The sequence below is a fragment of the Aurantimonas manganoxydans SI85-9A1 genome (assembly GCF_000153465.1).
GTDB classification, from domain to species: domain Bacteria; phylum Pseudomonadota; class Alphaproteobacteria; order Rhizobiales; family Rhizobiaceae; genus Aurantimonas; species Aurantimonas manganoxydans.
Genome location: NZ_CH672387.1, coordinates 445,949 through 468,103 on the forward strand (window position 1 = coordinate 445,949; position 22,155 = coordinate 468,103).

Annotated in this window: 21 protein-coding genes; 7 read left to right on the plus strand and 14 right to left on the minus strand. The window is 67.5% G+C overall.

Translation table 11 applies throughout. The features are described from left to right. Positions 1–27 precede the first annotated feature (27 nt). Together SI859A1_RS02320 and xseA are read right to left on the minus strand one after the other, a co-directional pair. Complete coding sequence (locus tag SI859A1_RS02320) at positions 28–810, minus strand: glycosyltransferase family 25 protein (protein ID WP_009208263.1); 783 nt, start codon at positions 808–810, stop codon at positions 28–30. A 199-nt stretch (positions 811–1,009) separates the two neighbouring features. Continuing rightward, entirely contained in the window at positions 1,010–2,647 is a 1,638-nt protein-coding gene (gene xseA / locus SI859A1_RS02325; protein WP_009208264.1) for an exodeoxyribonuclease VII large subunit, read from the minus strand. 147 nt (positions 2,648–2,794) lie between these two features. Between xseA and SI859A1_RS02330 the strand changes: the two genes are divergently transcribed. Beyond that, positions 2,795–3,607 carry a pentapeptide repeat-containing protein gene (locus SI859A1_RS02330; protein WP_244400874.1) on the plus strand — a complete coding sequence of 271 codons (813 nt, stop codon included), beginning with the start codon at positions 2,795–2,797 and terminating at the stop codon, positions 3,605–3,607. Between the two features lie 31 nt (positions 3,608–3,638). On the opposite strand, the gene SI859A1_RS02335 is transcribed toward SI859A1_RS02330, so the two are convergent. Further along, positions 3,639–4,592, minus strand: coding sequence for a LysR family transcriptional regulator (locus SI859A1_RS02335; RefSeq protein WP_040325065.1), 954 nt, complete (start codon positions 4,590–4,592; stop codon positions 3,639–3,641). Positions 4,593–4,767: 175 nt separating this feature from the next. Here SI859A1_RS02335 and SI859A1_RS02340 point away from each other — a divergent pair, with 175 nt between their 5' ends. After that, positions 4,768–5,046 carry a DUF1127 domain-containing protein gene (locus SI859A1_RS02340; protein WP_040325067.1) on the plus strand — a complete coding sequence of 93 codons (279 nt, stop codon included), beginning with the start codon at positions 4,768–4,770 and terminating at the stop codon, positions 5,044–5,046. A gap of 105 nt (positions 5,047–5,151) precedes the next feature. Here the strand turns inward: SI859A1_RS02340 and SI859A1_RS02345 are convergent, their stop codons facing one another. The 4 genes from SI859A1_RS02345 to SI859A1_RS02360 all read right to left on the minus strand — a co-directional run bounded on the left by SI859A1_RS02345 (position 5,152) and on the right by SI859A1_RS02360 (position 10,000). Beyond that, entirely contained in the window at positions 5,152–6,459 is a 1,308-nt protein-coding gene (locus tag SI859A1_RS02345; RefSeq protein WP_009208268.1) for a hemolysin family protein, read from the minus strand. Positions 6,460–6,569: 110 nt separating this feature from the next. Then, entirely contained in the window at positions 6,570–7,580 is a 1,011-nt protein-coding gene (locus SI859A1_RS02350) for a hypothetical protein (protein WP_009208269.1), read from the minus strand. A gap of 169 nt (positions 7,581–7,749) precedes the next feature. After that, positions 7,750–9,123, minus strand: a complete 1,374-nt coding sequence (locus tag SI859A1_RS02355; protein WP_009208270.1) for a glutamate--cysteine ligase — start codon at positions 9,121–9,123, stop codon at positions 7,750–7,752. A gap of 130 nt (positions 9,124–9,253) precedes the next feature. Then, a complete protein-coding gene (locus SI859A1_RS02360) occupies positions 9,254–10,000 on the minus strand; it encodes a 16S rRNA (uracil(1498)-N(3))-methyltransferase (protein WP_040325069.1) in 747 nt (248 codons plus the stop codon). Positions 10,001–10,129: 129 nt separating this feature from the next. Between SI859A1_RS02360 and SI859A1_RS02365 the strand changes: the two genes are divergently transcribed. Then, positions 10,130–10,927: an SDR family NAD(P)-dependent oxidoreductase gene (locus tag SI859A1_RS02365; protein WP_009208272.1), complete on the plus strand. Its 798-nt coding sequence runs from the start codon at positions 10,130–10,132 to the stop codon at positions 10,925–10,927. A 112-nt stretch (positions 10,928–11,039) separates the two neighbouring features. On the opposite strand, the gene SI859A1_RS21800 is transcribed toward SI859A1_RS02365, so the two are convergent. From SI859A1_RS21800 to SI859A1_RS02395, 6 genes are all read right to left on the minus strand, one after another. Then, positions 11,040–11,252, minus strand: coding sequence for a hypothetical protein (locus SI859A1_RS21800; protein ID WP_040325071.1), 213 nt, complete (start codon positions 11,250–11,252; stop codon positions 11,040–11,042). Positions 11,253–11,344: 92 nt separating this feature from the next. Next, the gene (locus SI859A1_RS02375; RefSeq protein WP_009208273.1) at positions 11,345–12,001 is read right to left on the minus strand and encodes a LysE family translocator; all 657 of its coding nucleotides are present in this window, start codon (positions 11,999–12,001) and stop codon (positions 11,345–11,347) included. Positions 12,002–12,133: 132 nt separating this feature from the next. Then, positions 12,134–12,505 (minus strand): VHL beta domain-containing protein, encoded by a 372-nt coding sequence (locus SI859A1_RS02380; RefSeq protein WP_040325073.1) that lies wholly within the window; start codon positions 12,503–12,505, stop codon positions 12,134–12,136. A 135-nt stretch (positions 12,506–12,640) separates the two neighbouring features. Next, entirely contained in the window at positions 12,641–13,315 is a 675-nt protein-coding gene (locus tag SI859A1_RS02385; protein WP_009208274.1) for a LutC/YkgG family protein, read from the minus strand. Beyond that, positions 13,312–14,748 carry a LutB/LldF family L-lactate oxidation iron-sulfur protein gene (locus SI859A1_RS02390; protein ID WP_009208275.1) on the minus strand — a complete coding sequence of 479 codons (1,437 nt, stop codon included), beginning with the start codon at positions 14,746–14,748 and terminating at the stop codon, positions 13,312–13,314. Before SI859A1_RS02390 ends, SI859A1_RS02385 begins: the two co-directional genes overlap by 4 nt. Before the next feature lie 117 nt (positions 14,749–14,865). Then, positions 14,866–15,816, minus strand: a complete 951-nt coding sequence (locus tag SI859A1_RS02395; RefSeq protein WP_009208276.1) for a (Fe-S)-binding protein — start codon at positions 15,814–15,816, stop codon at positions 14,866–14,868. Between SI859A1_RS02395 and SI859A1_RS02400 the strand changes: the two genes are divergently transcribed. From SI859A1_RS02400 to glcF, 4 genes are all read left to right on the plus strand, one after another. Then, a complete protein-coding gene (locus SI859A1_RS02400; RefSeq protein WP_009208277.1) occupies positions 15,806–17,104 on the plus strand; it encodes a DUF3422 family protein in 1,299 nt (432 codons plus the stop codon). The genes SI859A1_RS02395 and SI859A1_RS02400 overlap by 11 nt on opposite strands. 79 nt (positions 17,105–17,183) lie before the next feature. After that, positions 17,184–18,677: an FAD-linked oxidase C-terminal domain-containing protein gene (locus tag SI859A1_RS02405; RefSeq protein ID WP_009208278.1), complete on the plus strand. Its 1,494-nt coding sequence runs from the start codon at positions 17,184–17,186 to the stop codon at positions 18,675–18,677. A gap of 2 nt (positions 18,678–18,679) precedes the next feature. Continuing rightward, entirely contained in the window at positions 18,680–19,921 is a 1,242-nt protein-coding gene (glcE, locus tag SI859A1_RS02410; RefSeq protein ID WP_009208279.1) for a glycolate oxidase subunit GlcE, read from the plus strand. A gap of 63 nt (positions 19,922–19,984) precedes the next feature. Continuing rightward, complete coding sequence (gene glcF, locus SI859A1_RS02415; RefSeq protein ID WP_009208280.1) at positions 19,985–21,328, plus strand: glycolate oxidase subunit GlcF; 1,344 nt, start codon at positions 19,985–19,987, stop codon at positions 21,326–21,328. Positions 21,329–21,393: 65 nt separating this feature from the next. On the opposite strand, the gene SI859A1_RS02420 is transcribed toward glcF, so the two are convergent. Next, the gene (locus SI859A1_RS02420) at positions 21,394–22,128 is read right to left on the minus strand and encodes a L,D-transpeptidase (RefSeq protein ID WP_148233712.1); all 735 of its coding nucleotides are present in this window, start codon (positions 22,126–22,128) and stop codon (positions 21,394–21,396) included. Positions 22,129–22,155 lie beyond the last annotated feature (27 nt).

Consider the following 22,155-nt stretch of genomic DNA (forward strand, 5'->3'; position numbering starts at 1 on the left):
CCTGCGCTGCCCGTGTCAGGCCACCACTCATCTCAAGGCGTAGGCCGCGCGGCGCACATAATCCAAGGCGCGGAACAGGAGAGTGGGCGTGCGCTGGAAGAGGGGGATCTTCGAGCTCTTGTAGTCGGAACTCCGGCTGGTGGTGATGGTGGAGCCGCGGCTCAGCTTGCTGAAGCCGATGACCTTGCGCGGAACCGTGTAGATCCGTGCGTTCAGCGCCCAGCCGCGCTCGAAGGCGATGTCCCAGGGAAGCCACATGGTCTGGAGGGCATCATGCAGGATTCGGGCGCCCTCGCGGGTGACGGCGTAGCAGGCGGCCGATCCCTGCGGGCCGTGAACGCAACGTCCGAATTTCCCGACGCCCTCGCCACCATGGGAGACGAAACCGCGGATGCGATGATTGGCGAGCTTGAGGACGTGCAGGTCCGGCTTCTGTTCGAGGATAGCGGCGACGGCGGCGGGCGTCTCGGGCTTCAGGATGATGTCGTCCTCGCAGATCACCGCGACCGTCTCGCCGGAATCGATCACCGCCTGCAGGGCCGCAAGGTGACTGCGATAGCAGCCATATTCGCCCGGAAGGATGATCCGTCCGTGGCTTCGCCGGAAGCGGTCGTGATCGACGTCGCGCCATTCGGCCACCGGAATGGCCGCGCCGTCGGTGCCGGGAACCCGCGTGACGTCGACGCCGATGTCAGCAGCCGACTGGGCGATCTCGTGCCATCGCTCGGTCGACCGGTCGAGATTGATAACGAAAAACCGCAGTGCCTTCGCCTCGATTGTATGCTGGGACCGGCATCCGGTGGATCGCATCCGACCGCCCTGCCGGGTCCCGTGCCGCTTCAGCGTGTGTTCCGTGCTGGCGCGAAAGGTGTTGGAACCGTTTGCCGCCGCGCCGCAAGCCTCGGGGCGTGGAAAAGCAGATTCCGGCTGATGAATCCAGTGCTGGTGCCCTCGACCCGGCGTGGCACCTAGCCTTCGGGCCGCCTATTATCCGCGCTCCGGCCCGGCCTCAGAACAGCGTGCCCTGATCCTCTTCGGTGGCTTTGGCGGCAGCACGTCGCTTCGCCCGCGGTTTCGGCGGTTCCGTTTCCGCGGGCTCTGCCGCCGCATCACCTGCGGCCGCCGGAGTAATACCGGCAACGGGCTCGCCGGTCGCAACCGCGCCGCGCCGCTGGTCATGGGCGAACTGCACCTCGAAGGCCATGCCCGGCTCCAGTCCCGACGCCCGCACGATCGGCTCGCCGTCCGGTCCGCGCACGATGGTGTAGCCGCGCTCCAGGACCCGCATCGGGTTGAGGCTGTCGGCGACCCGCCATGCGGAGGCGAGAGCCTGGCGCCTTCCGGTCGCGGCCAGGGCTTGCGCGGCGGTCAGCCGCTCGCCGAGCGTGCCGAGACGCAGGCGCGCGGCCTCGGCCCGGGCATTGATGCGGTGCGGTTGCAGGTCGGCGGCAATGCGCTCGAAACGCTGGCGCTTGCGTTGCACGAGCCCGGTCACGGCGTGGGCCGCATGGCTCTGGTGATGGCGCAGATCGGCGCGCTTTTCGCGCAGCAGCGTTTCGAGGCTGGACGGCGCCAGCCGGGTCGCCACCTCGCCATAGGCCCGGCGCTTCTCCGACAGGTTCACCCGCAGGCACTGGCCGAGCGAAGTCGACGCCTCGTCCAACCGGCGGCGCGGTAGCGCCAGCAGCATGTCGGGCGAGGGCAGGGCGCGGGCGGTGGCGGCGACGGCACGACGCTCCTGGTCGAGCCGGCGGGACACGGCGCCCGAATGGCGGGCGGCAAGCGCTGCGACCGCAGCGAGGAGATCGGCTCGCACCGGCACTGCCATTTCGGCCGCGCCGGTGGGCGTCGGCGCGCGCATGTCGGCGGCATGGTCGATCAGCGTCCAGTCGGTCTCGTGGCCAACGGCGGAGATCAGCGGGATCGCCGAGGCTGCGGCGGCGCGTACCACTACCTCGTCGTTGAAGCCCCAGAGATCCTCGAGGCTGCCGCCGCCGCGCGCGACGATGATCAGGTCCGGCCGGGCGATCGCACCACTCTCGGGAAAGGTGTTGAAGCCATCGATGGCGCGGGCGACTTCCTCGCCGGAGGTCTCGCCCTGCACCCGTACCGGCCAGACGAGGAGATGCACCGGAAAGCGATCGGCGATCCGGTGGTGGATGTCGCGGATGACGGCGCCGGTCGGCGATGTGACCACGCCGATGACGCGGGGCATGAAGGGCAGCGGCCGCTTGCGCTCGGCGGCGAACAGGCCTTCGGCTTCGAGCTTGCGCCGGCGTTCGTTGAGCAGCGCCATCAGCGCGCCGGCACCGGCCGGCTCGATCTGCTCGATGACGATCTGGTATTTCGACGAGCCCGGATAGGTGGTCAGCTTGCCGGTGGCGACGACCTCCAGCCCTTCCTCGGGCTTGAAGGCGAGCTTGGAAAAGGCGGTCCGCCAGATCACCGCGTCGATGCGGGCGCGGTCGTCCTTCAACGAGAAATAGGCGTGGCCGGAGGAATGCGGGCCGCGGTAGCCGGAGACCTCGCCGCGCAGCCGGACATGGCCGAAGCGCTCCTCGACGGTCCGCTTCAGCGCACCGGAGATTTCCGAGACGCTGTATTCGGCAACGTTCGACATGGGGGCGGATTCGGGGCTGCGGCTCATGCCTCCAGTGTCAGGACCATGGCGCCCGGGTCAAGCGAATGTGCCCAGAATGCCGTATGCCAAGCCTGACTGATCACCGCGATGCGCTTTGACCCTGGGGCAGGTCGGGTGTCAGGGTCGTCTGACGATCTGGCCGATTGGGAGCGCATGATGGAACGGCCCGGTGCGACGGAGCGGCGGCGGCGCCATGTGCGTCCAGCCGTCTTCTCCCTGATTCTCTTCATTCTCCTGGCGGTGTCGCTGCTGGTGGTGCCGGCCTCGGGGCAGGATCTGATGCGCGGCCTCGACCTGACCTCGCCGCGCATGACTGAAGCCGCGATGACCCGGGCCGAAGTCGAGACGCTGCTGGCCAGGGCGACGAAAGCCGAGCCGGCCGATCTCAGCCGGGCCGAACTGAATGGCCTCGATCTCTCCAGGCTCGATCTGGCCGACGCCGACCTCACCAGTGCCTATCTGAACGGGACGGATCTCTCGAACGCCCGTCTCGCCGGGGCCAAGCTCGACCAGGCCTGGGGCCTTGGGGCGAACTTCACCGGGGCGGATTTGTCCGGCGCCAGCCTGTTCCAGTCGCAGATGCAGGACGCGACGTTCGATGGCGCCGATCTGTCGGCGGCGCGGATTGCCGGCGATTTCAGTCGCGCCTCCTTCGTGCGGGCGAACATGAAAGGCGCGGATTTTTCCGCCGACATGCGCAACCAGTCGATGGGCCTGATGCGCGGCGTCCTGAACTCCGCCGATCTCACCGGTGCCGATCTTTCCGGCGCCAATCTGTCGCGCGCCGCGGCCGAGTTCGCCGACTTCACCGACGCCGATCTGTCGGGCGCCGACCTCACGCGTTTCGAAGCCTCGGGCGCCAATTTCAACGGCACGATGGTCGAAGGCGCCGATTTTGCCGATGCCGAACTGCAATCGGCCAAGATGGACGACATTCGCGGGACGGCGAAGAACCTGCGCCGCTAGGTGGCTTGCTCCGCGCCGCTTTGCTCCGCCGTCAGCCGGCGACCTTCAACCGGCCGTTCCCCAGCGCCGGACGCATGGGCCGCAGTTCCGGCAGGCGCGACGGGCGGGCCTTGCCGTCGGGCGGCGACAGATTGGCGAGGCTCTCGCGGATATGCTCGACCAGCGCGGTGATCACCGGTCCGTCGGCATTGCGCGACTTCACGACGCCGATCTCGGTGTCGAGCAGGGTCGGGAAGCCTTCATATTCGCCCAACACCCGCATACCCGGCCGCAGGGCGCATTCGGGCAGCACGCTGACCGCAAGGCCGGAGAGAACGGCCGAGGTGACGATCTGCGCCGACCAGGAGGTGAACAGCACCTTGTAGCGCCGGCCGATCCGACCGAGGGCTTCGCAGCCCTCGCGGCGCCAGACGCAGTCCGGCCGGCCGAGCGCCAGTGGCAGGATCTCCTCGTTGTGGGTGTCGTGCGAGGCCGAGGTGACGAAGTGCAGCGGCTCGCGGCGCACGATCTCCGGCAGCGACGCGCCGGGATAGCAGTCCGACACCAGCGCCACGTCGAGGCGACCCTTGTCGATATGATCGGCCAGATTGGAGGAGGGCTCGCAGGCGATCTGCAGTTCCACCAGCGGGTTCGAGCGCGAGAACCGTGCCAGGATTTCCGGCAGGAAGCGCTCGGCATAATCGTCCGGCAAGCCGATCCGGACATGACCCTGCATTGCCTCGTCGTCGAAGGCAGACAGGGTTTCCTGGCTCAGCGCCAGCATGCGCCTCGCATAGGTCAGCAGCCGGGCACCTTCGCTGGTGATGCGAATGTTGCGGCCGTTGCGCTCGAACAGGCTGACGCCGAGGCGCTCTTCCAGCCGTCGCATCTGCATGGAGACGGCCGACTGGGTCTTGAACACGTCGTCCGCCGCACGGGTGAAGCTGCCGGCGTCGACGATGGCGACGAAGGTGCGCAGATGGTCGAGATCGAGGGGCGTGCTCATGGCTTTTTCCATCACCGATGATGATGGCTGAGATTATTAACATTCGTTGGTCTGATCAATAGCGCGCGCATATCTTCGTGGCTGTCAGGAAGAACTTGGGAGCGCCGGTCTGTCGCATGCGGACGGCCTCCCGCCTTTTTCCCGATACCCCGATGGCACGAAAGGAGACACGGCCATGGCGATCACAACGAAGACGCGGCTCAGCCCGACCCTTGCTCACCCGGCGCAGGCAGCCAAGCTGCTCGTCGTGGCGGCCCGTGCGATCGTCAAAACCATGCTCAACCGCCGCAAGGTCCGCGCGATGAGCGAGATGTCCGACTATATGCTGAAGGACATTGGCCTGCGGCGGGACGACATTCACGACGCGCTTCATACCGACTGGCGCGAGGACCCGACGTGGCGGCTCGCCGTCGCGGCCGCGCGGCGCCGTCGCAGCGGCTACGACTGGGAATAGGGCCAGCCCCCGCCCGATATTTCGAGACATTCACGCGGCGGCCGGCCAGTCCGGTCGCCGCGTTCTGCATTCAGCCCGCCCATACCGATGGGCGAAAACCAGCCGTCAGCCGTCAGTTGGCCTGGAGGGTGCCTGGTCCGGCGCCATCATCAAAAGCTTGTCGATGCGGTGCCCGTCCATGTCGACCACCTCGATGCGCCAGCCTTTCCACTGGAAGTGCTCGCCGACCTCCGGGATATGGCCCAGCCGGTCCAGCACCAGCCCGGCCATGGTCTCGTAATCCCCCTTCTTGGGGAATTCGAGCTCCGGGATGGCGCTCTCCAAGAGGTGGATCGGGATCGCGGCGTCGATCAGGCGCGAGCCGTCCTCGCGCTCGACGACATGCGGATCGTGGTCGTCGCCCTCGGGCAGCGAGCCGGCGATGGCGGCCAGAATGTCGGTCGGCGTGGCGACGCCTTCGAAGGAGCCATATTCGTCGAGGACGATGGCCATGTGGATCTGCGCCGCGCGGAAGCGCTCCAGAAGCTTCAGGATCGGCATCGTCTCGTGGACGTAGAGCGGCTCGCGCATCACCGAGGCGACGTCGACCGTGCCGGTTTCCCGCTGCTGCTCCAGCATGTCCTTGGTCTGAACGACGCCGACGACGTCGTCGGTCTCCGTGTCGATCACCGGATAGCGGGAATGATTGGCCTCCAGGATCTTCTCGAAGACCGCCTCGGGACCATCGTCCACCGCCACCCACACGACGCCCGGCCGCGGCACCATGATCGAGCGCACATTGCGGTCGGCCATGCGGATCACGCCCTCCAGGAGCTCGCGCTCCTTCGGCTTGAAGACGCCGATCTGCGTGCCCTCGGCGATCATCGCCCGCACGTCCTCCTCGGTGACGCCATCGTCGCGCTCGCCGTCGCTGAAGATACTGGTGATGGCGTTGGTCGAGACCCGCAGGAGCCAGACGATGGGTGCGCCGACCTTGGCGATCACCGCCATGATCGGGGCGACTTTGATGGCGATCGCCTCGGCCCGGCTGAGGGCGAAGCGCTTGGGCGCCAGTTCGCCGACCACCAGCGACAGGTAGGTGATGACCATGACCACGGCGACGAAGGCGACGGTGCCGGCATAGGGGCCGATCAACGGCCAGTCCTCGATGATCCCGGCCAGCGGCCCGGCAAAGGTCGAACCGCCGAAGGCGCCGGCGAAGATGCCGACGAGGGTGATGCCGATCTGGACGGTGGACAGGAAGCCCGTCGGATCCTCGATCAGCTTGAGGGCGCTGGCGGCGCCGCGCCGGCCCTCGTCGCGCATCCGCTCGACACGCGACTTTCGCGCCGAGACCACGGCGAGCTCCGACATGGCGAAGAAGCCGTTGATGAGAACGAGGAGGACGATGATGAAGGCGTAGAAGATGAGCAAGGAGATGGCCGTGTTGTCGGGGCGGGCCGCCGGATGGGCGGCCCTGGACGCTGTGACCTAGCGCGCGGCGGCGCGAGGGAAACGCAGCGCCCGGCTCCGCTTCCCGCCGGCTAGGTCTTGCGGCTGTCCCCGGTGCCCGGTCCGTCGCTGGCGTCGCCGGCGGGTTTTGCCGATCCGGTGCCCTGGAACAGGTCGAGCATCTGCCGCGCGAACTCTTCCTGCATGGTCATGCCGGCCCGGGCGAGATCGTCGAAGCCACCCGCCGCCTCGTCCGCCGCCTCGGCCTCATTCGTCGTTTCGGACGCCCGTTCCTGGGAGGGCGTACGGGCCCCGGGTTCCGCGGGCTCCTGCGAGCCTGCGCTGCCGCTCGTATCCGCGCTCGACATGCCGCTGGCGAAATGCGCCATCATCGCGTCGAAGGGCTGGAAGGGGTCGAAGGCTGCCGGGGTCTCGTTCGTGCGGTCCGCCGGCTTGGCGCGGGCGCCGGTCTCGCCGGTGCTCGGCGGCAGCCAGGGCAGGCGACCGTTGAGCGCGTCGGAAAACAGGCCGGTGAGATAATCCGAGCCCATGGCGCCGGGGCTGGTGCGCCGATGCGGCTCGTCGGAGGGCCGGCCCATGGCTTCCATGGCGTTGGCGCTGCGCCGCATCATCTCGGCCATGGCGACCGGGTAGTTGCCTTCGGCAAATCCGGCCGGCTGCTGGCGTGCCATGTTGGCCAGCATCATCTGCATCATCGTCTGGATGCTCATCACCGACAGGCTGCGCATCAGCTTCTCGACCGTGTCGGGTGCGATGTCGCTGATGGTCGAGACCTTGCGCGCCACTTCCAGAAAGATGTCGCGCGAGCCGAACAGATTGTCGGCGAGGTTCTTGGCGGCCGGGCTGCGGGCGGTCTCCGGCCCGGGCGTGCCGACGGCACTCATGAAGGGAAGGAAGTGCCGGGACACCTCGGACCAGGCGTTCGGGTCCGACATCGCCCGCTGCAGCGCCAGGGTGAAGGCCGGGGCGAGGGCTTCCGTGGTCTGGCGGATCTCCTTGCGGCTCAGCTTGAAGGCATCGGCGAGCCTGTCGGTACCGAGGCCACCGTCATTCACCGTCAACCAGTCGAAAAAGTCCGTCATGGCGACCTCGCTCGCAGGCGTGCCCAGGCAGAACGGGGCACAGACCGATCATCCTGTCAAACCGCCGGGGGAAAGCCAATCACAAAGCAAGACCGCCTGTTGCAGCCTAGACCTGCAACAGGCGGGAACGGTCGAAGGGCGAGGCTGCGGCCGCTCGGCCGGCCGGCGCTCAGTAGGTCAGATGCTTGAAGACGCGCTCCATCGAGCCGTCCCACTGTTCCTCGAACAGCCGGACCAGTTCCTCGCCCGAGGTGGTGCCGCGGGCGACGACCTCTTCGAGCGGGGCGAGGAAATGGCTCTCGTCGTTGCCTTCCTCGTTGCGCCGGTTGCGGGCGACGAGCCCCTGACGCGACAGCCGCACCGTCTCGCGGGCCAGTTCCAGGACGCTGGAATCGCGGAACGGCGTGCGGAAGCCGTCGCGCGGCACCGCTTCGCGCATCGCCGAGACTTCCTCGAAGGTCCAGTCCTTCGTCAGCGCCTCGGCGGCGTCGAGCGTCGCCTCGTCGTAGAGCAGGCCGACCCAATAGGCGGGCAGGGCGCAGATGCGCCGCCATGGTCCACCATCGGCGCCGCGCATTTCCAGGAAGGTCTTGAGGCGCACATCCGGGAACAGCGTCGACAGATGGTTGGTCCAGTCGCCGAGCTGCGGCTCGGGATCGGGGATGCGGCCCTTCAGGGCGCCGTCCATGAACTGGCGGAAGGTGACGTCGGTGACATCGGTGTAGCGGCCGTTGCGGGTGACGAAATACATCGGCACGTCGAGCGCCCATTCGGCATAGTCGCGATAGGAGAAGCTCTCCTCGAAGACGAAGGGCAGCAGGCCGGAGCGCTGGTTGTCGACGTCGGACCAGACGTCGGAGCGCCACGAGCAGAGGCCGTTCGGCTTGCCTTCGGTAAAGGGCGAATTGGCGAAGAGCGCCGTCGCGATCGGCTGCAGCTTCATGCTGGTCTGCATCTTGCGCCGCATGTCGGTTTCCGACGAGAAGTCGAGATTGACCTGGATGGTCGCCGTGCGGAACATCATGTCGAGGCCGCGGGTGCCGACCTTGGGCATGTAGCGGCGCATGATCTCGTAGCGCGACTTCGGCATGACCGGGGTCTCGTCGATCGTCCAGGTCGGCGAGGAGCCGATGCCGAGGAAGCCGATGCCGAGTTCCTTGGCGACCGAGCGGACCTGCGCGAGATGCGCGTTGGATTCGCGGCAGGTCTCGTGGATCGTCTCCAGCGGCGCACCGGACAGCTCGAACTGGCCACCGGGCTCCAGCGAGATGGCGCCCTGGCCCTCGCTGCCGAACAGTCCGATGATGCGGCCGTCGTCGATGATCGCTTCCCAGCCCGACAGCGCCTGCATGCGTTCCAGCAGCTTGCCGATGCCGCGCTCGCCCTCGTAGGGCACCGGCGACAGATCTTCGGTGTAGAAGCCGAATTTCTCGTGCTCGGTCCCGATGCGGAACTGCGAGGCCGGCTTTTCGCCTGTCGCCAGATGAGCGGTCAGATCCTCGACCGAGGTGACCGGCGTCAGATCGGTCGTATCGCGCGCCATGCTCGTCCTTCGAATGGTTCAGCCGGTCCTGCCGGCAGGCGGAGTGCCGCCAAGGGAATATCGGCACTGCCGATTTTCCCCTCGGACCGCAACATAATTCGTGTTGACGGTGTGGCCAGTGCGGCGTGCCTCAACCTTGCCGCCAGTCGCCGATCGCGGCCTGCAGCACTGCCATGGCGGCCACCGCCGCCGTGTCGGCCCGCAGGATCCGGGGGCCGAGCGAGATGGCGGTGACGAAGTCGGCGGCGTTCAGCCGCTCGCGCTCGTCGGCCGAAAAGCCGCCCTCCGGGCCGATCACCAGGGCGTGCGGGCCTTCGGGTAGCGCACGCAAAGTATCGATGGGGCTCGCCGCATCGGCCCGCTCGTCGCAGAAGATCAATCGGCGGCCGCTGTCCCAGCGGTCGAGAAGGTCGTTGAACTTGACCGGCTCCCGGCATTCGGGGATCGACAGGATGCCGCATTGCTCGGCCGCCTCGATCGCATTTGCCCGCATGCGCTCGGTGTTGAGGCGGGTCGCCTGCACATGCTGGGTCATCACCGGCTGCAGGACACCGGCACCCATCTCCACGGCCTTCTGGACCATGTAGTCGAGCCGGGCGTGCTTGAGCGGCGCGAAGAGGTAATGCAGATCGGCCGGCGGGGTCTGGTCCCGCACCCTTTCGCGCGGGACGAGGTCGAGCTTCTTCTTGGCCGCCTTGACCAGTTCGCAGCGCCATTCGCCGTCGCGGCCGTTGAAGGCCAGCACCTGCGCACCCTCGCCGAGCCGCATGACGTTGAGAAGATAGTTCGCCTGCACGGGCGTTGCCGGCACCGGGGTCTCGGCGACCAGATCCGTGTCGAGATACAGGCGCGGGCTCTTGAAGTCGTGGTTGGGCATGTCTCGAATCGTCCTTCCCCCGGGCCGTGGCACGGCCCGGATGCGGCATCGTGTCCGCATGGCGGCGAAACCTAATCTCCCCGCAGTCATTGTCACGCGAAACCCTCAGACACAAAGCAAGGACACCGCATGGATCTCCAGATCAAGGATCGCGTCGCGCTGATCACCGGCGCCACCGACGGCATGGGCTTCGAAACCGCCCGCATCCTCGCCGCGGAAGGCTGCAAGCTGGTGCTCTCCGACAAGGAGATCACGCGGCTCGAAAAGGACGCCGCCTCCCTCGACGCGGACTATATCTGCGTGGCGGCCGACGTGACCGACCAGGCCGCCGTTGATGCCATGGCCAAACAAGCGCTGGATCGCTTCGGCCGAATCGACATCGTCCTGCATACGGCCGGCATCACCGGCGCCAAGGGGCATCCGCTGGAGGTCGCCGACGCCGATTATCTGGAAGCCTGGGAGATCGACTTCATGTCGGCGGTGCGCGTCGCCCGCGCGACCTTCCCGACCATGCGCGCGAACCGCTGGGGCCGCTTCGTCTGCATCACTTCGGAAAACGCCGTGCAGCCCTATTGGGACGAGGCGACCTATAACACCGCCAAGGCAGCGCTGGCGGCCTTCGTGAAGAACCTTTCCTACAAGGAGGCCGAGCACGGCATCCTCTGCAACACCGTCTCGCCGGCCTTCATCGAAACCCAGATGACCGACGGCATGATGGAGAAGCGCTCGAAGGAACTGGGCGTCTCCTTCGACGAGGCGGTCGAGAGCTTCCTGGACGAAGAGCGTCCGGGCATCGCGCTGAAGCGTCGCGGCCGGGCCGAGGAGGTCGCCGCCGCGATCGCGCTGATCGTCTCGGAGCGCGGCTCCTTCATCAACGGCTCGAACATGCGGGTCGATGGCGGCTCGGTGCAGGCCGTCCAGAACTGACCGGAACGACAGAGGCCGGCGGGATCGCTCCCGCCGGCCTTCTTTCCCGCCGTGCATGGAAAACGCCGCGCAGCCTGAAGGGTCGCGCGGCGCTTTTAAGCGTCTGCTGGTGTTACGGCTTGATCGGACCGTCGATGCGGCTCGGTGCGACCGGATCGGAGGCCGGGAAGGTCTCGTCCAGCGCCTCGTCGAGTTCTTCCTCGTCGTTCATCGGCCGGTCGCCGCCACCGGATGCCGCGTTGTCCTTCGCATCCTTGTCCTCGGCGCGATCGCGCGGGCCTGCGTGCATGGCATTGTCCATGGCGGATTCGTTCAGCGTCTTCATCTCGGATGCTCCATTCGGAATTGTCAACGAAACGGCGTCACCGGCACCCTGTTCCACGGCGGAGCGAATTCTGCCGGTGCCGGCCCGGCGCGTCAGGCCGGCCGGGTCACCAGTGCCGCGGCGATGCCGGCGCCCATCAGGCAGGAACCGCCGATGCGGACCACGAAGCGCATCACCGACGGGCGTCGGATGAGGTCGCGGGCCCGCACGGCGAGCTGCGCATAGAGAAAGGCGTTGCCGGCTGCCAACAGCACGAAGAGCGCGACGAGGATGCTGGCCTGCGGCCAGTAAGGCCGACCGGGATCGAGAAACTGCGGCACGAAGGCCACGAAGAAGACGATGCCCTTCGGGTTGAAGACAGTGACCAGAAAGGCGTCGCGAAAGATGTGGGCCGGCCGCACCGTGCCTGCCTCCGGCAGTCCCGTGGCAACGGGATCGAGATCGTTAGAAGCCTGCGACAGGGTGCTGCGCCACATGCGCAGGCCCATCCAGACCAGATAGAGCGCACCCACCCATTTCAGGGCGACGAAGGCCGTGGCCGACGCCGAAAGAAGCGCGCCGACGCCGATCAGCGACAGGCTGGCCGCGACGAGATCGCCAAGTCCCACACCCAGCACGCTGGCCAGCGCGACAGTGCGCCCATGGGCCAGCGCCTGGCCGACGACCATGATGATCGTCGGGCCGGGGATCACGAGAAGGATCAGCGAGGCCAGCGCGAAGGCGGCAAGCGTCGCGGGATCGATGGGCATGAACGCTCCGCAGTGCGACCGGGATGCGGAACAGAGCCAGCCGGTGGCGCCGCCGTCAAGCGGGGCTGCGCACGCGGGAACTGGCCGCCTGGAATGTGGGGCCGCCGGCCGGTTCCGCCCGCTAGCGAGGCGTCAGTCGCCGCCGCTTCCATCGGAGGGAACCGTGATGTCGAAGCGTTGCACGTCGCGGCGTCCGGGCATGAAGATCTCGATGCAATTGCCGGGGCCGTCGGTCAGCATCCAGGGATGGGTGCGATAGGTCTCGACCCGGAAGCTCTCGCCGGGATTGAGGCTGGCATAGCTGACCGGCTGCCCGTCGAAGTCGAGCCAGTCGACGCTGCGATATTCCTCGGTGCGGTTCACGAAGGTCACCGTGACCGACCGTGCCGATTCCTGCGAGCGCAGGCCGGGAAAGTCCCAGCAGGACGCCGCGCTGGCGGACCCCATGGGGAGCGCTGCCGTGACCGCGATCGCCGCAAGGCCCGTCCATGTCCATCCGGTCATCGCCACCTCCCTGGCCGCGCCCGGTACGGGCGCGGCCAGGGAAAGCCTAGCCCGGTTTGGGGCAGAACTCATCCGGTCCGGTGAAAATATTTCCCCAACGTCATGCGCGGCGGGCGCAAACGGCCGCGCGCCGCGTCAGTCGACGATGACGATGTGCAGGGCGCGCGGGCCATGGGCGCCCAGAAGCAGCGTCTGCTCGATGTCGCCGGAGCGCGAGGGGCCGGTGACGAAATTCAGCGAGCGCGGCATCTCGCCCTTGCCGTAGCGCGCGCGCAGCATGGGGAAGACGGCTTCCATCTCGCCGCCGATGCTGTCGGCCTTCACCACGACGATGTGGTTTTCCGGCAGGAAGTTGAGGCTCGTCGGGTTCTCCGGACCGGAGACGAGGACCAGCGTGCCGGTCTCGGCGATGGCGGTTTCGGCATGCGACAGGCCGTTCAGATCGTCGCCGTCGCTGACACCCTTGCGGATGGTCAGCGACGTCGTGTCGAAATCGGCGCCCGCGAAGCGCGGGTCTTCGGACATTCTGAGGTCGGCGGGGAAATTGTTCTCGCGCAGCCAGCGGGACACCTCGCCCGGCAGGTCGCCATAGCCGGCGATCCGCGTGGTGGTGGCGTTGGCGCGTTCGGCCATGCGGATGAACAGCGCCACCTGCTCGTCCTGGGGCAACTGGCCGCGCTGGGGCACGATGCCGACGGGCGCGCCGGCCATGCGTTCCTCGACGATGCGCCTGCGCTCGGGGTCGTTGGGACGGGCGCCGTTGGAGCGGCGGATCCGGCCAAGGACGGCTTCGCGGGTGGATGCGCTCATCGTTTGTCCCCCGTCGTCGCATGGGATCTCTGGGCGTATTGCTGCATGAAGGTCCGCCCTTCGGGCGCCGGCAGGTCGCGCCATTTGGTCCAGCCGCCGGCCAGCGGCAGCGAGGCGAAGCGCCGCTTGCGGCCCGCCGCGAGCTTCAGGAGGGGCATCGCCATCGACACCGCCGCCCGGTAGAGCGCGGGCCGCCGGGCGAAGAAGGCCCAGACACCAAGGCCGGCGCGCTGGGTCTTGGGCTGCAGATGGCTCTCGAATTCCTTCTCGCGCCAGTGCCGCATCATTTTGGGCAGCGGAATGCGCATCGGGCAGACGCTTTCGCAGCGGCCGCAGAAGGTTGAGGCATTCGGCAGATGGCCGGACTTGTCGACACCGATCAGCGACGGCGTCAGCACCGCGCCCATCGGACCCGGATAGACCCAGCCATAGGAGTGGCCACCGACAGCGTGATAGACCGGGCAATGGTTCATGCAGGCGCCGCAGCGGATGCAGCGCAGCATCTCCTCGAATTCGGTGCCCAGCATGTTGGAGCGGCCGTTGTCGAGGAGGATGACGTGGTATTCCTCCGGCCCGTCGAGATCGGCCTCGCGCTTCGGGCCGGTCGAGAGCGTCGTGTAGACGCTCATGTCCTGGCCGGTGGCCGAGCGCGCCAGAATGCGCAGGATCTGGGCCGTGTCCTCCAGCGTCGGCACCAGCTTCTCGATCGAGGCCAGCACGACGTGGCACTTGCCCAGGAGCTGGGTCAGGTCGCCATTGCCCTCGTTGGTCACGATGACCGACGAGCCGGTCTCGGCGATCAGGAAGTTCGCGCCGGTCACTCCGATATCCGCCTCGGCATATTTGCGGCGCAGGATCTGGCGCGCCTCGCCGAGCAGCGTCTCCGGCTCCACCAGATTGCGGTTCGGGTCGAGATCGACATGCACGCGGCGGAAATCCGCCTCGACCTGGTCGCGGGTCACATGGACGGCCGGGGCGATGATGTGGCTCGGATGCTCGCCGCGCAGCTGGATGATGTATTCGCCGAGATCGGTCTCGACCGGCACGATGCCGTTCTCTTCCAGGAAGGCGTTGAGGCCGATCTCCTCGGAGATCATCGTCTTGCCCTTGGTGACGGTCTTGGCGTTCCGCTTGCGGGCGATGTCGAGGAAGATCTTGCGGGCGTGGTCCGCATCCTCGGCAAAATGCACGATGCCGCCCGAGGCCTCGACCTTGGCCACATAGGCCTCGATGTAAAGGTCGAGATGCTTCAGCGTGTGATTCTTGATGGCGACGGCATTGTCGCGCAGGGCGTCGAATTCGGGCAGGGCATCGACGGCGGTCTGGCGTTTGTCGATGAAGCCCTTCTCGACATGGCCAAGGGCCCGCTGCAGCTCGACATCGGCGAGCGCCTTGACGGTATTGGCCTTGAACGTATGCGAAGTGATCTGCATGGGGCGGAGCCTACTCGGGCATGAAGTCGGGGGCGCGGCGCTGCTCGACAGTCCGGGGGACGGTTGTCACCGCCACCGGGACGGGCGTGCCGCCGCTTCGCTGCAGGCGTTGACGCCTCACAGCTTGCCGCCGATTGGCGGGGCGTCGGTCATGCCGGCGAGGACTTCGGCCACGTGACGGACCTCGACGCCGATATTCTCGCGCTTGAGCTTGCCGTCCATGTTCATCAGGCAGCCGAGGTCGCCGGCGAGCAGCATGTCGGCGCCGGTCATGCCGACATTGCGCGCCTTCTTGGTGACGATGGCGTTGGAGACGTCGGGATATTTGATGCAGAAGGTGCCGCCGAAACCGCAGCAGACTTCCGAATCGCGCAGTTCCGTCAGTTCCAGCCCCTCGACGCTGTCGAGCAGCATGCGCGGCTGCGCCTTGACGCCGAGCTCGCGCAGGCCCGAGCAGGAATCATGGTAGGTGGCGGTGCCCTCGACCCTGGCGGTGACGCCGGTCATGCCGCGTACGTCCGCCAGGAAGCTGACGAGTTCGAACACCTTGTCGGAAAAGGCGAGGGCGCGCGCCTCCCACTCGGCATCGCCGGCGAAGAGCTCGGGATAGTGCTTCTTCAGCATGGCGCCGCACGATCCCGACGGGGCGACCACGTAGTCGAAGCCCTCGAAGGTGGCGATTACCTGTTCGGCAATGGCGCGGGTGTCGGCCCGGTCGCCGGAATTGTAGGCGGGCTGTCCGCAGCAGGTCTGGGCCGTCGGGACGACGACGTCGCAGCCCGATTCTTCCAGAAGCTTGATGGCCGCGAAGCCGACGCTCGGACGGAACAGATCGACCAGACAGGTAACGAACAGCGCGACTTGCGGGCGGGTCTCGCTGCGAACGGCATTCTCGCTCAATGGCTTCTCCTCGTACGTCCTTCGTCGCACATTGGCGGCGGCGTCGGCAACGTTGCAGTTTGGAAACGTTCTGAGCCGGTTTGTCGACAATCGCAATTCCTGCTTGGACCGGGCTTGGCCGATCGGGTAGCAAGAGCGGCACCACAAAGGGGAAAAGATGGGCCGCATCACGTTACGCCAGGCGTCGCTCGACCGCTTTCCCACCGATCCGCGCCGGGCTGCCGTCCTGGGCGAACTGCATGCCCGCCCGTTTCCGCTGATCGAGCTGCCGCGGGCGCTCGTGGTGCTGGCCTTCATGAACGAGGATCACGGCGAGAGCGATCTGGCGATCCTCGCCGAAATGTCGGTGCGCCGCGGCGTGCCGCCGCCGGCCAAGGACGCGCGGACCCATTCCTTCGCCTTTGGCAAGGGCAAGCTGCGCTGGGAGCGGCACACCGAATTCTGCACCTATTCCTGGGAAGGGCCGCCGCCCGAACATTTCGGCGATCCGGTCGAGGGCCATCCCTTCGGCGCCGAGTTCCAGGCGCCGGGACCCTTCATCGCCGGTGTCCATCTGGAGTTGCGGCCGAACGACGCCGCCGGGCAGGCGGCGCTGGAGAGCTTCGACAAGTCCAGCTACTGCCATTCGATCATGGAGAGCGGGCTCGCCCATGCGGCGACGGATTTTCGCCAGGACGGCGACGGCATGACGCGCATGCTGGTGCTGGACGACGGACTGCCGCCGCAACGCGCCGGCGCGCTCGCCATGCGCCTGGTGGAAGTCGAGATCTACCGCACTTTGGCGCTGCTCGGCCTGCCGCTCGCCCATTCGGTCGGGCCGATGGTGGCTTCGCTCGAAAGCCGGCTGATGTCGATCACCGAGGAGATGAAGGGCGGCAACGAGGACAGTCGGCAGCTGCTGCAGGAGATCACCCTGGCGGCGGCCGAGGTCGAGGCCTCCGCCGCCTCCGTGCTCTACCGGTTCGGGGCCAGCCGCGCCTATGACGAGATCGTCAGCGAGCGCCTCGCCTCCGTGGGCGAGCAGCCTATCGCCGGGCAGGAGAGCTGGAGCGCCTTCCTGAAACGGCGGATGGGGCCGGCCATGCGCACCTGCCGCGCCATCGAGGAGCGGCAGGCCAATCTGTCGGAGAAGCTCAGCCGCGCCGCGAACCTCCTGCGGACCCGTATCGACGTGGAGCTGGAGCACCAGAACCGTGACCTGCTGGCCTCCATGGACCGGCGGGCGCGGCTGCAATTGCGGCTGCAGCAGACCGTCGAGGGCCTGTCGGTCGCGGCGATCGGCTACTACGTCGTCGGGCTCTTCGGCTATGTCGCCAAGGCGCTGGAGTATCAGGGCCTGCCGGTCTCCGCGACGGTGCTCGTCGCCGGCTTCGTGCCGATCGCGCTGCTCGGGGTCTGGCTGGTCGTGCGCAGTATCCGCAAGCATCACATGCAGGGCGGCGAGGACGGTCATTGAGCCGCAGACGCCTATCGTTCCTTCTGTGGACGCCGGCCCGTGCGGCGCCTAGTTTCGCCTCTCTAATGGGAGTGAGCCGATGTCCGTGATGATGCCCAAGCCGTCCGAGGCGATCCTCGGCCGCCGCCAGTCGATCGTCAACGCCCTGCGCGCGATCTTGCCGGGCGAGGGCGTGGTGGATGCCGCCAACGAGATGGCCGTGTTCGAATCCGACGGCCTGACCGCCTATCGCCAGATGCCGCTGGTGGTGGTGCTGCCGTCGACGGTCGAGCAGGTCGCCCGGGTCCTGCAATATTGTCACGCCAACGAGATCCCGGTGGTGCCGCGCGGCTCGGGCACCTCGCTGTCCGGTGGCGCGCTGCCGCTCGAGGACGGCGTGCTGCTGGTCCTGTCGAAGTTCAACCGGGTGCTGGAGATCGACTACGACAATCGCTGCGCCGTGGTGCAGCCGGGCGTCACCAATCTCGGCATCACCAAGGCGGTGGAAGGCGAGGGCTTCTACTACGCGCCCGATCCGTCCTCGCAGATCGCCTGCTCGATCGGCGGCAATGTCGCGGAGAATTCCGGCGGCGTGCACTGCCTTAAATACGGCCTGACCGCCAACAATGTCCTCGGCATCGAGTTCGTCACCATCGAGGGCGAGGTGGTGCGCCTTGGCGGCAAGCATCTGGAGGCCGAGGGCTACGATTTCCTCGGCCTGATGACAGGATCGGAAGGCCTGCTCGGCGTCGTGACCGAGGTCACGGTCCGCATCCTGCAGAAGCCGGAGACGGCGCGGGCGGTGCTGATCGGCTTTCCCACCTCCGAGCAGGCCGGCGAGTGCGTGGCCGCGATCATCGCCAAGGGCATCATACCGGCGGGTATGGAGATGATGGACCGGCCGGCCATCCATGCGGCGGAAGACTTCGTCCATGCCGGCTATCCGCGCGACGTGGAGGCACTGCTGATCGTCGAGCTCGACGGGCCGGGCGCGGAGGTCGACCATCTCCTTGCCGAGGTTGCGGCAATTGCCGACGCCAACGGCGCCACCGTCACCAAGGTCTCGAATTCGGAAGAGGAGCGCGCGTCGTTCTGGGCGGGACGCAAGGCGGCGTTCCCGGCGGTCGGCCGCATCTCGCCGGATTATTACTGCATGGACGGCACGATTCCGCGCAAGGAGCTGCCGCGGGTGCTGGCCGGCATGAAGGCGTTCTCGGAGAAATACGATCTGCGCGTCGCCAATGTCTTCCATGCCGGCGACGGCAATCTGCATCCGCTGATCCTCTACGACGCCAACAAGGAGGGCGAGCTGCACCGGGCCGAGGAGTTCGGCAACGACATCCTGCGCCTGTGCGTGGAGGTCGGCGGCGTCCTGACCGGCGAGCACGGCGTCGGCGTGGAAAAGCGCGACCTGATGCCGGAGATGTTCAGCGAGGACGACCTGCGCCACCAGCAGCGGGTCAAATGCGCCTTCGACGACAAGCATCTGCTCAATCCCGGCAAGGTCTTCCCGCAGCTCCATCGCTGCGCCGAACTCGGCCGGATGCATGTCCACAAGGGGCAGGTGGCCTTTCCCGACCTGCCGAGGTTCTGACCATGAGCGAGTTGCGATCGACCGGCGCGGCCGGCTCCGCCGCGTCCATTCTGCGGCCCGAGACCGCGATCCAGCTCCGCGACATCGTCGCGGCCGCGGTGTCGCAGGAAGAGCCGCTGGCGGTCGAGGGCACCGGCTCCAAGCGCGGTCTCGGACGGCCGGTGCAGGCGGCGCGCACCCTGTCGCTGTCGGCGATGACCGGCGTCACCCTGTACGAACCGGAAGAGCTGGTCCTTTCGGCCCGCGTCGGCACGCCCATCGCCGAGATCGAGACGCTTTTGGACGAGGCCGGCCAGCGCCTGGAGTTCGAGCCGCTCGACTACGGTCCGTTGCACGGGCTGGAACCGGGCCTTGGCACGATCGGCGGCGTCGTCGCCTGCAATCTTGCCGGGCCGCGGCGGCTGAAGCACGGCGCGGCGCGCGATCACATCCTCGGCGTCCATGCGGTGTCGGGCCGCGGCGAGATGTTCAAGTCCGGCGGCCGGGTGGTGAAGAACGTCACCGGCTACGATCTCTCCAAGGGCCTGACCGGCTCCTTCGGCACGCTGGCGGTGATGACCGACGTGACGCTGAAGGTGCTGCCGAAGACCGAGACCGAGACGACCATCGTCCTGCGCGGTCTCGCCGACGACGCGGCGACCGGCGCCATGGCCGCGGCGATGGGCTCGTCGGCGGAGGCCTCGGGCGCGGCACATCTGCCGATGTATGTCGCCTCGCGCGTCGCCGACGGCCATCTCGGCAACGACGCGGCGACGCTGATCCGGCTGGAGGGCTTCGGCCCGTCTGTCGCGGCCCGTTCGGCCTATCTCAGTGCCGCGCTGGAAAAGGTCGGCACTGTCGAGCATCTGGAGGGTGAGGCATCGCGCGCCGTCTGGCGCGACGTGCGCGACGTCCGGCCCTTCGTCGACGGCACCGACAAGCCGGTCTGGCGCCTGTCCGTCACCCCGACGCGCGGCCATGAGATCGTCATGAGCCTGCGGATGCAGGCGGCGATTGACGCCTTCTACGACTGGCAGGGCGGTCTCGTCTGGCTGCGCGTGGAAGGCGAGCCTGAGGCCGAGCTGGTGCGCGAGACGATCCGGCGCTTCGGCGGCGGCCATGCGACGCTGGTGCGCGCCTCCGAAAGCGTGCGGGCGGCGACTGCCGTGTTCCAGCCGCAGCCGGGACCGCTGGCGGGTCTCGCCAGCCGGCTGAAGCAGCAGTTCGACCCCGCCGGCGTGCTCAATCCGGGACGGATGGGCTAGGCGGGCTGCCGCACCGGCGGTTCGCATTGACGACGTTTCCAGACTCTTTCACGGGCCAGACCTTTGCAAACCACCTTCTCCCCCGCGCAGCTCGCCGACCCCGAGACCGCGCATTCCGAGCAGATCATCCGCAAATGCGTGCATTGCGGCTTCTGCACCGCGACCTGTCCGACCTATGTCACCCTCGGCAACGAGCTCGACAGCCCGCGCGGGCGCATCTACCTGATCAAGGAGATGCTGGAGAACGACCGGCCGGCCGACGAGAAGACCGTCACCCATATCGACCGCTGCCTGTCCTGCCTAGCCTGCATGACGACCTGCCCGTCGGGCGTGAACTACATGCACCTCGTCGACCATGCCCGCGCCCATATCGAGCGGACCTATGAGCGGCCGCTGGCCGACCGGATGATCCGCCGGATCCTGGCGATGACGCTGCCCTATCCCGAGCGGTTCCGGGCGAGCCTCGTGATGGCGCGCATCGGCCGGCCCTTTGCCGGGCTGTTCGACGCGATCAAGCCGTTGAAGCCGCTGGCCGCGATGCTGAAGCTGGCGCCGGGCGCCGTGCCGGCGAAATCGCAGGTCAACGCGGCGGGCGTGCGCCCGGCCGAGGGGCCGCGCAAGAAGCGGGTGGCGCTGCTGCGCGGCTGCGCCCAGTCGGTGCTCGACCCGAAGATTAACGAGGCGACGGTGCGGCTGCTCAACCGGCTCGGCGTCGAGGTGGTGGTGCCGGAAGGCGAGGGCTGCTGCGGCGCCCTGGTCCATCACATGGGCCAGGAAGAGCCGGCGCTCGACTTCGCCCGCCGCAATATCGACGTTTGGTCACGCACGGCCGAGGCCGACGGCCTCGACGCGATCATCATCACCGCGTCCGGCTGCGGCACGACGATCAAGGATTACGGCCACATGCTGCGGCTGGACCCGGCCTATGCAGAGAAGGCGGCGCGGGTCTCGGCGCTGGCCAAGGACGTCACCGAATTCCTGTCCGAACTGGAACTGCCGCTGCCGGTCAACGCGACCGATCTGGTGGTGGCCTATCACTCGGCCTGCTCGATGCAGCACGGCCAGAAGATCACCAAGGCTCCGAAAGTGCTCTTGGCGCAGGCCGGCTTCACCGTTCGCGACGTGCCCGAGGGCCATATCTGCTGCGGCTCGGCCGGCACCTACAACATCCTGCAGCCCGAGATCGCCGCCACCCTGCGCAACCGCAAGGTGAAGAACATCGAGAGCATCGCGCCGCAGGCCATTGCGACCGGCAATATCGGCTGCATGACGCAGATCGGGTCGGGCACCGGCATTCCGATCCTGCATACGATCGAGCTTCTCGACTGGGCCTTTGGCGGCGAGAAGCCGGCGAGCCTCGCCGCCGTCCGGCCCCGCGGCGAGCCCGGCCTCGTCGCGGCGGAGTAGCCCTCAACGCGAAACGGCCCGCCGTCGCCGGCGGGCCGTGATGTCATGCTGATCGAGCCCTTGGCTCAGCCGCCGAAGATGGACGCGATGACGTTCTCGCGCACGATGCCGGTTTCGGCATAGACGTTCTTCGGACCCTGACCGCTGGGGCCGATCACGACGACCTTGGTGCCGTTCGGCACGCGCTCGTACAGGTGCTCGACGTCCTGGTTCATCATGCGGATGCAGCCCGAGGACATGTTCTGGCCGATGGTCCAGGGCTGGTTGGTGCCGTGGATCCGGAACATGGAATCGCGACCGCCGCGATACAGATACATCGCCCGTGCGCCCAGCGGGTTGGCCGGGCCACCCTTCATGTGGGCCGGCAGAATGCGACCCTTGGCGCGCTCGCGCTTGATCATCGACGGCGGCGGCGTCCAGCCCGGCCATTCGGCCTTGCGGCCGACGCTCATCCGGCCCGACCAGCCGAAGCCTTCGCGGCCGACGCCGACGCCGTAGCGGGTCGCCATACCGTTGCCCTCGACGAAGTAGAGGAATTTGCGCTGGGAATCGACGATGATGGTGCCTGGCTTCTCACGCGTCTCGATGCGCACCTGACGGCGGTGATATTCGGCGGCGGGTCCGCGCTGCGCCAGCGCACGACCCTGCGTGCGGGCGGCGACGCGCTCGGCGCTGACCGTCACCCATTTGTTGGTCGCATGGTCGTAGCGGCGCACGTCTTCGGCGCTGGCCTGTCCGGTCACCGCGAGGGCCATGATGGCCGTCAGGCCGGCTCCGGCCCATCGTGTCCAGTTCTGCATGGGAGGCTCCTCTCGTTTGGCGGGGCG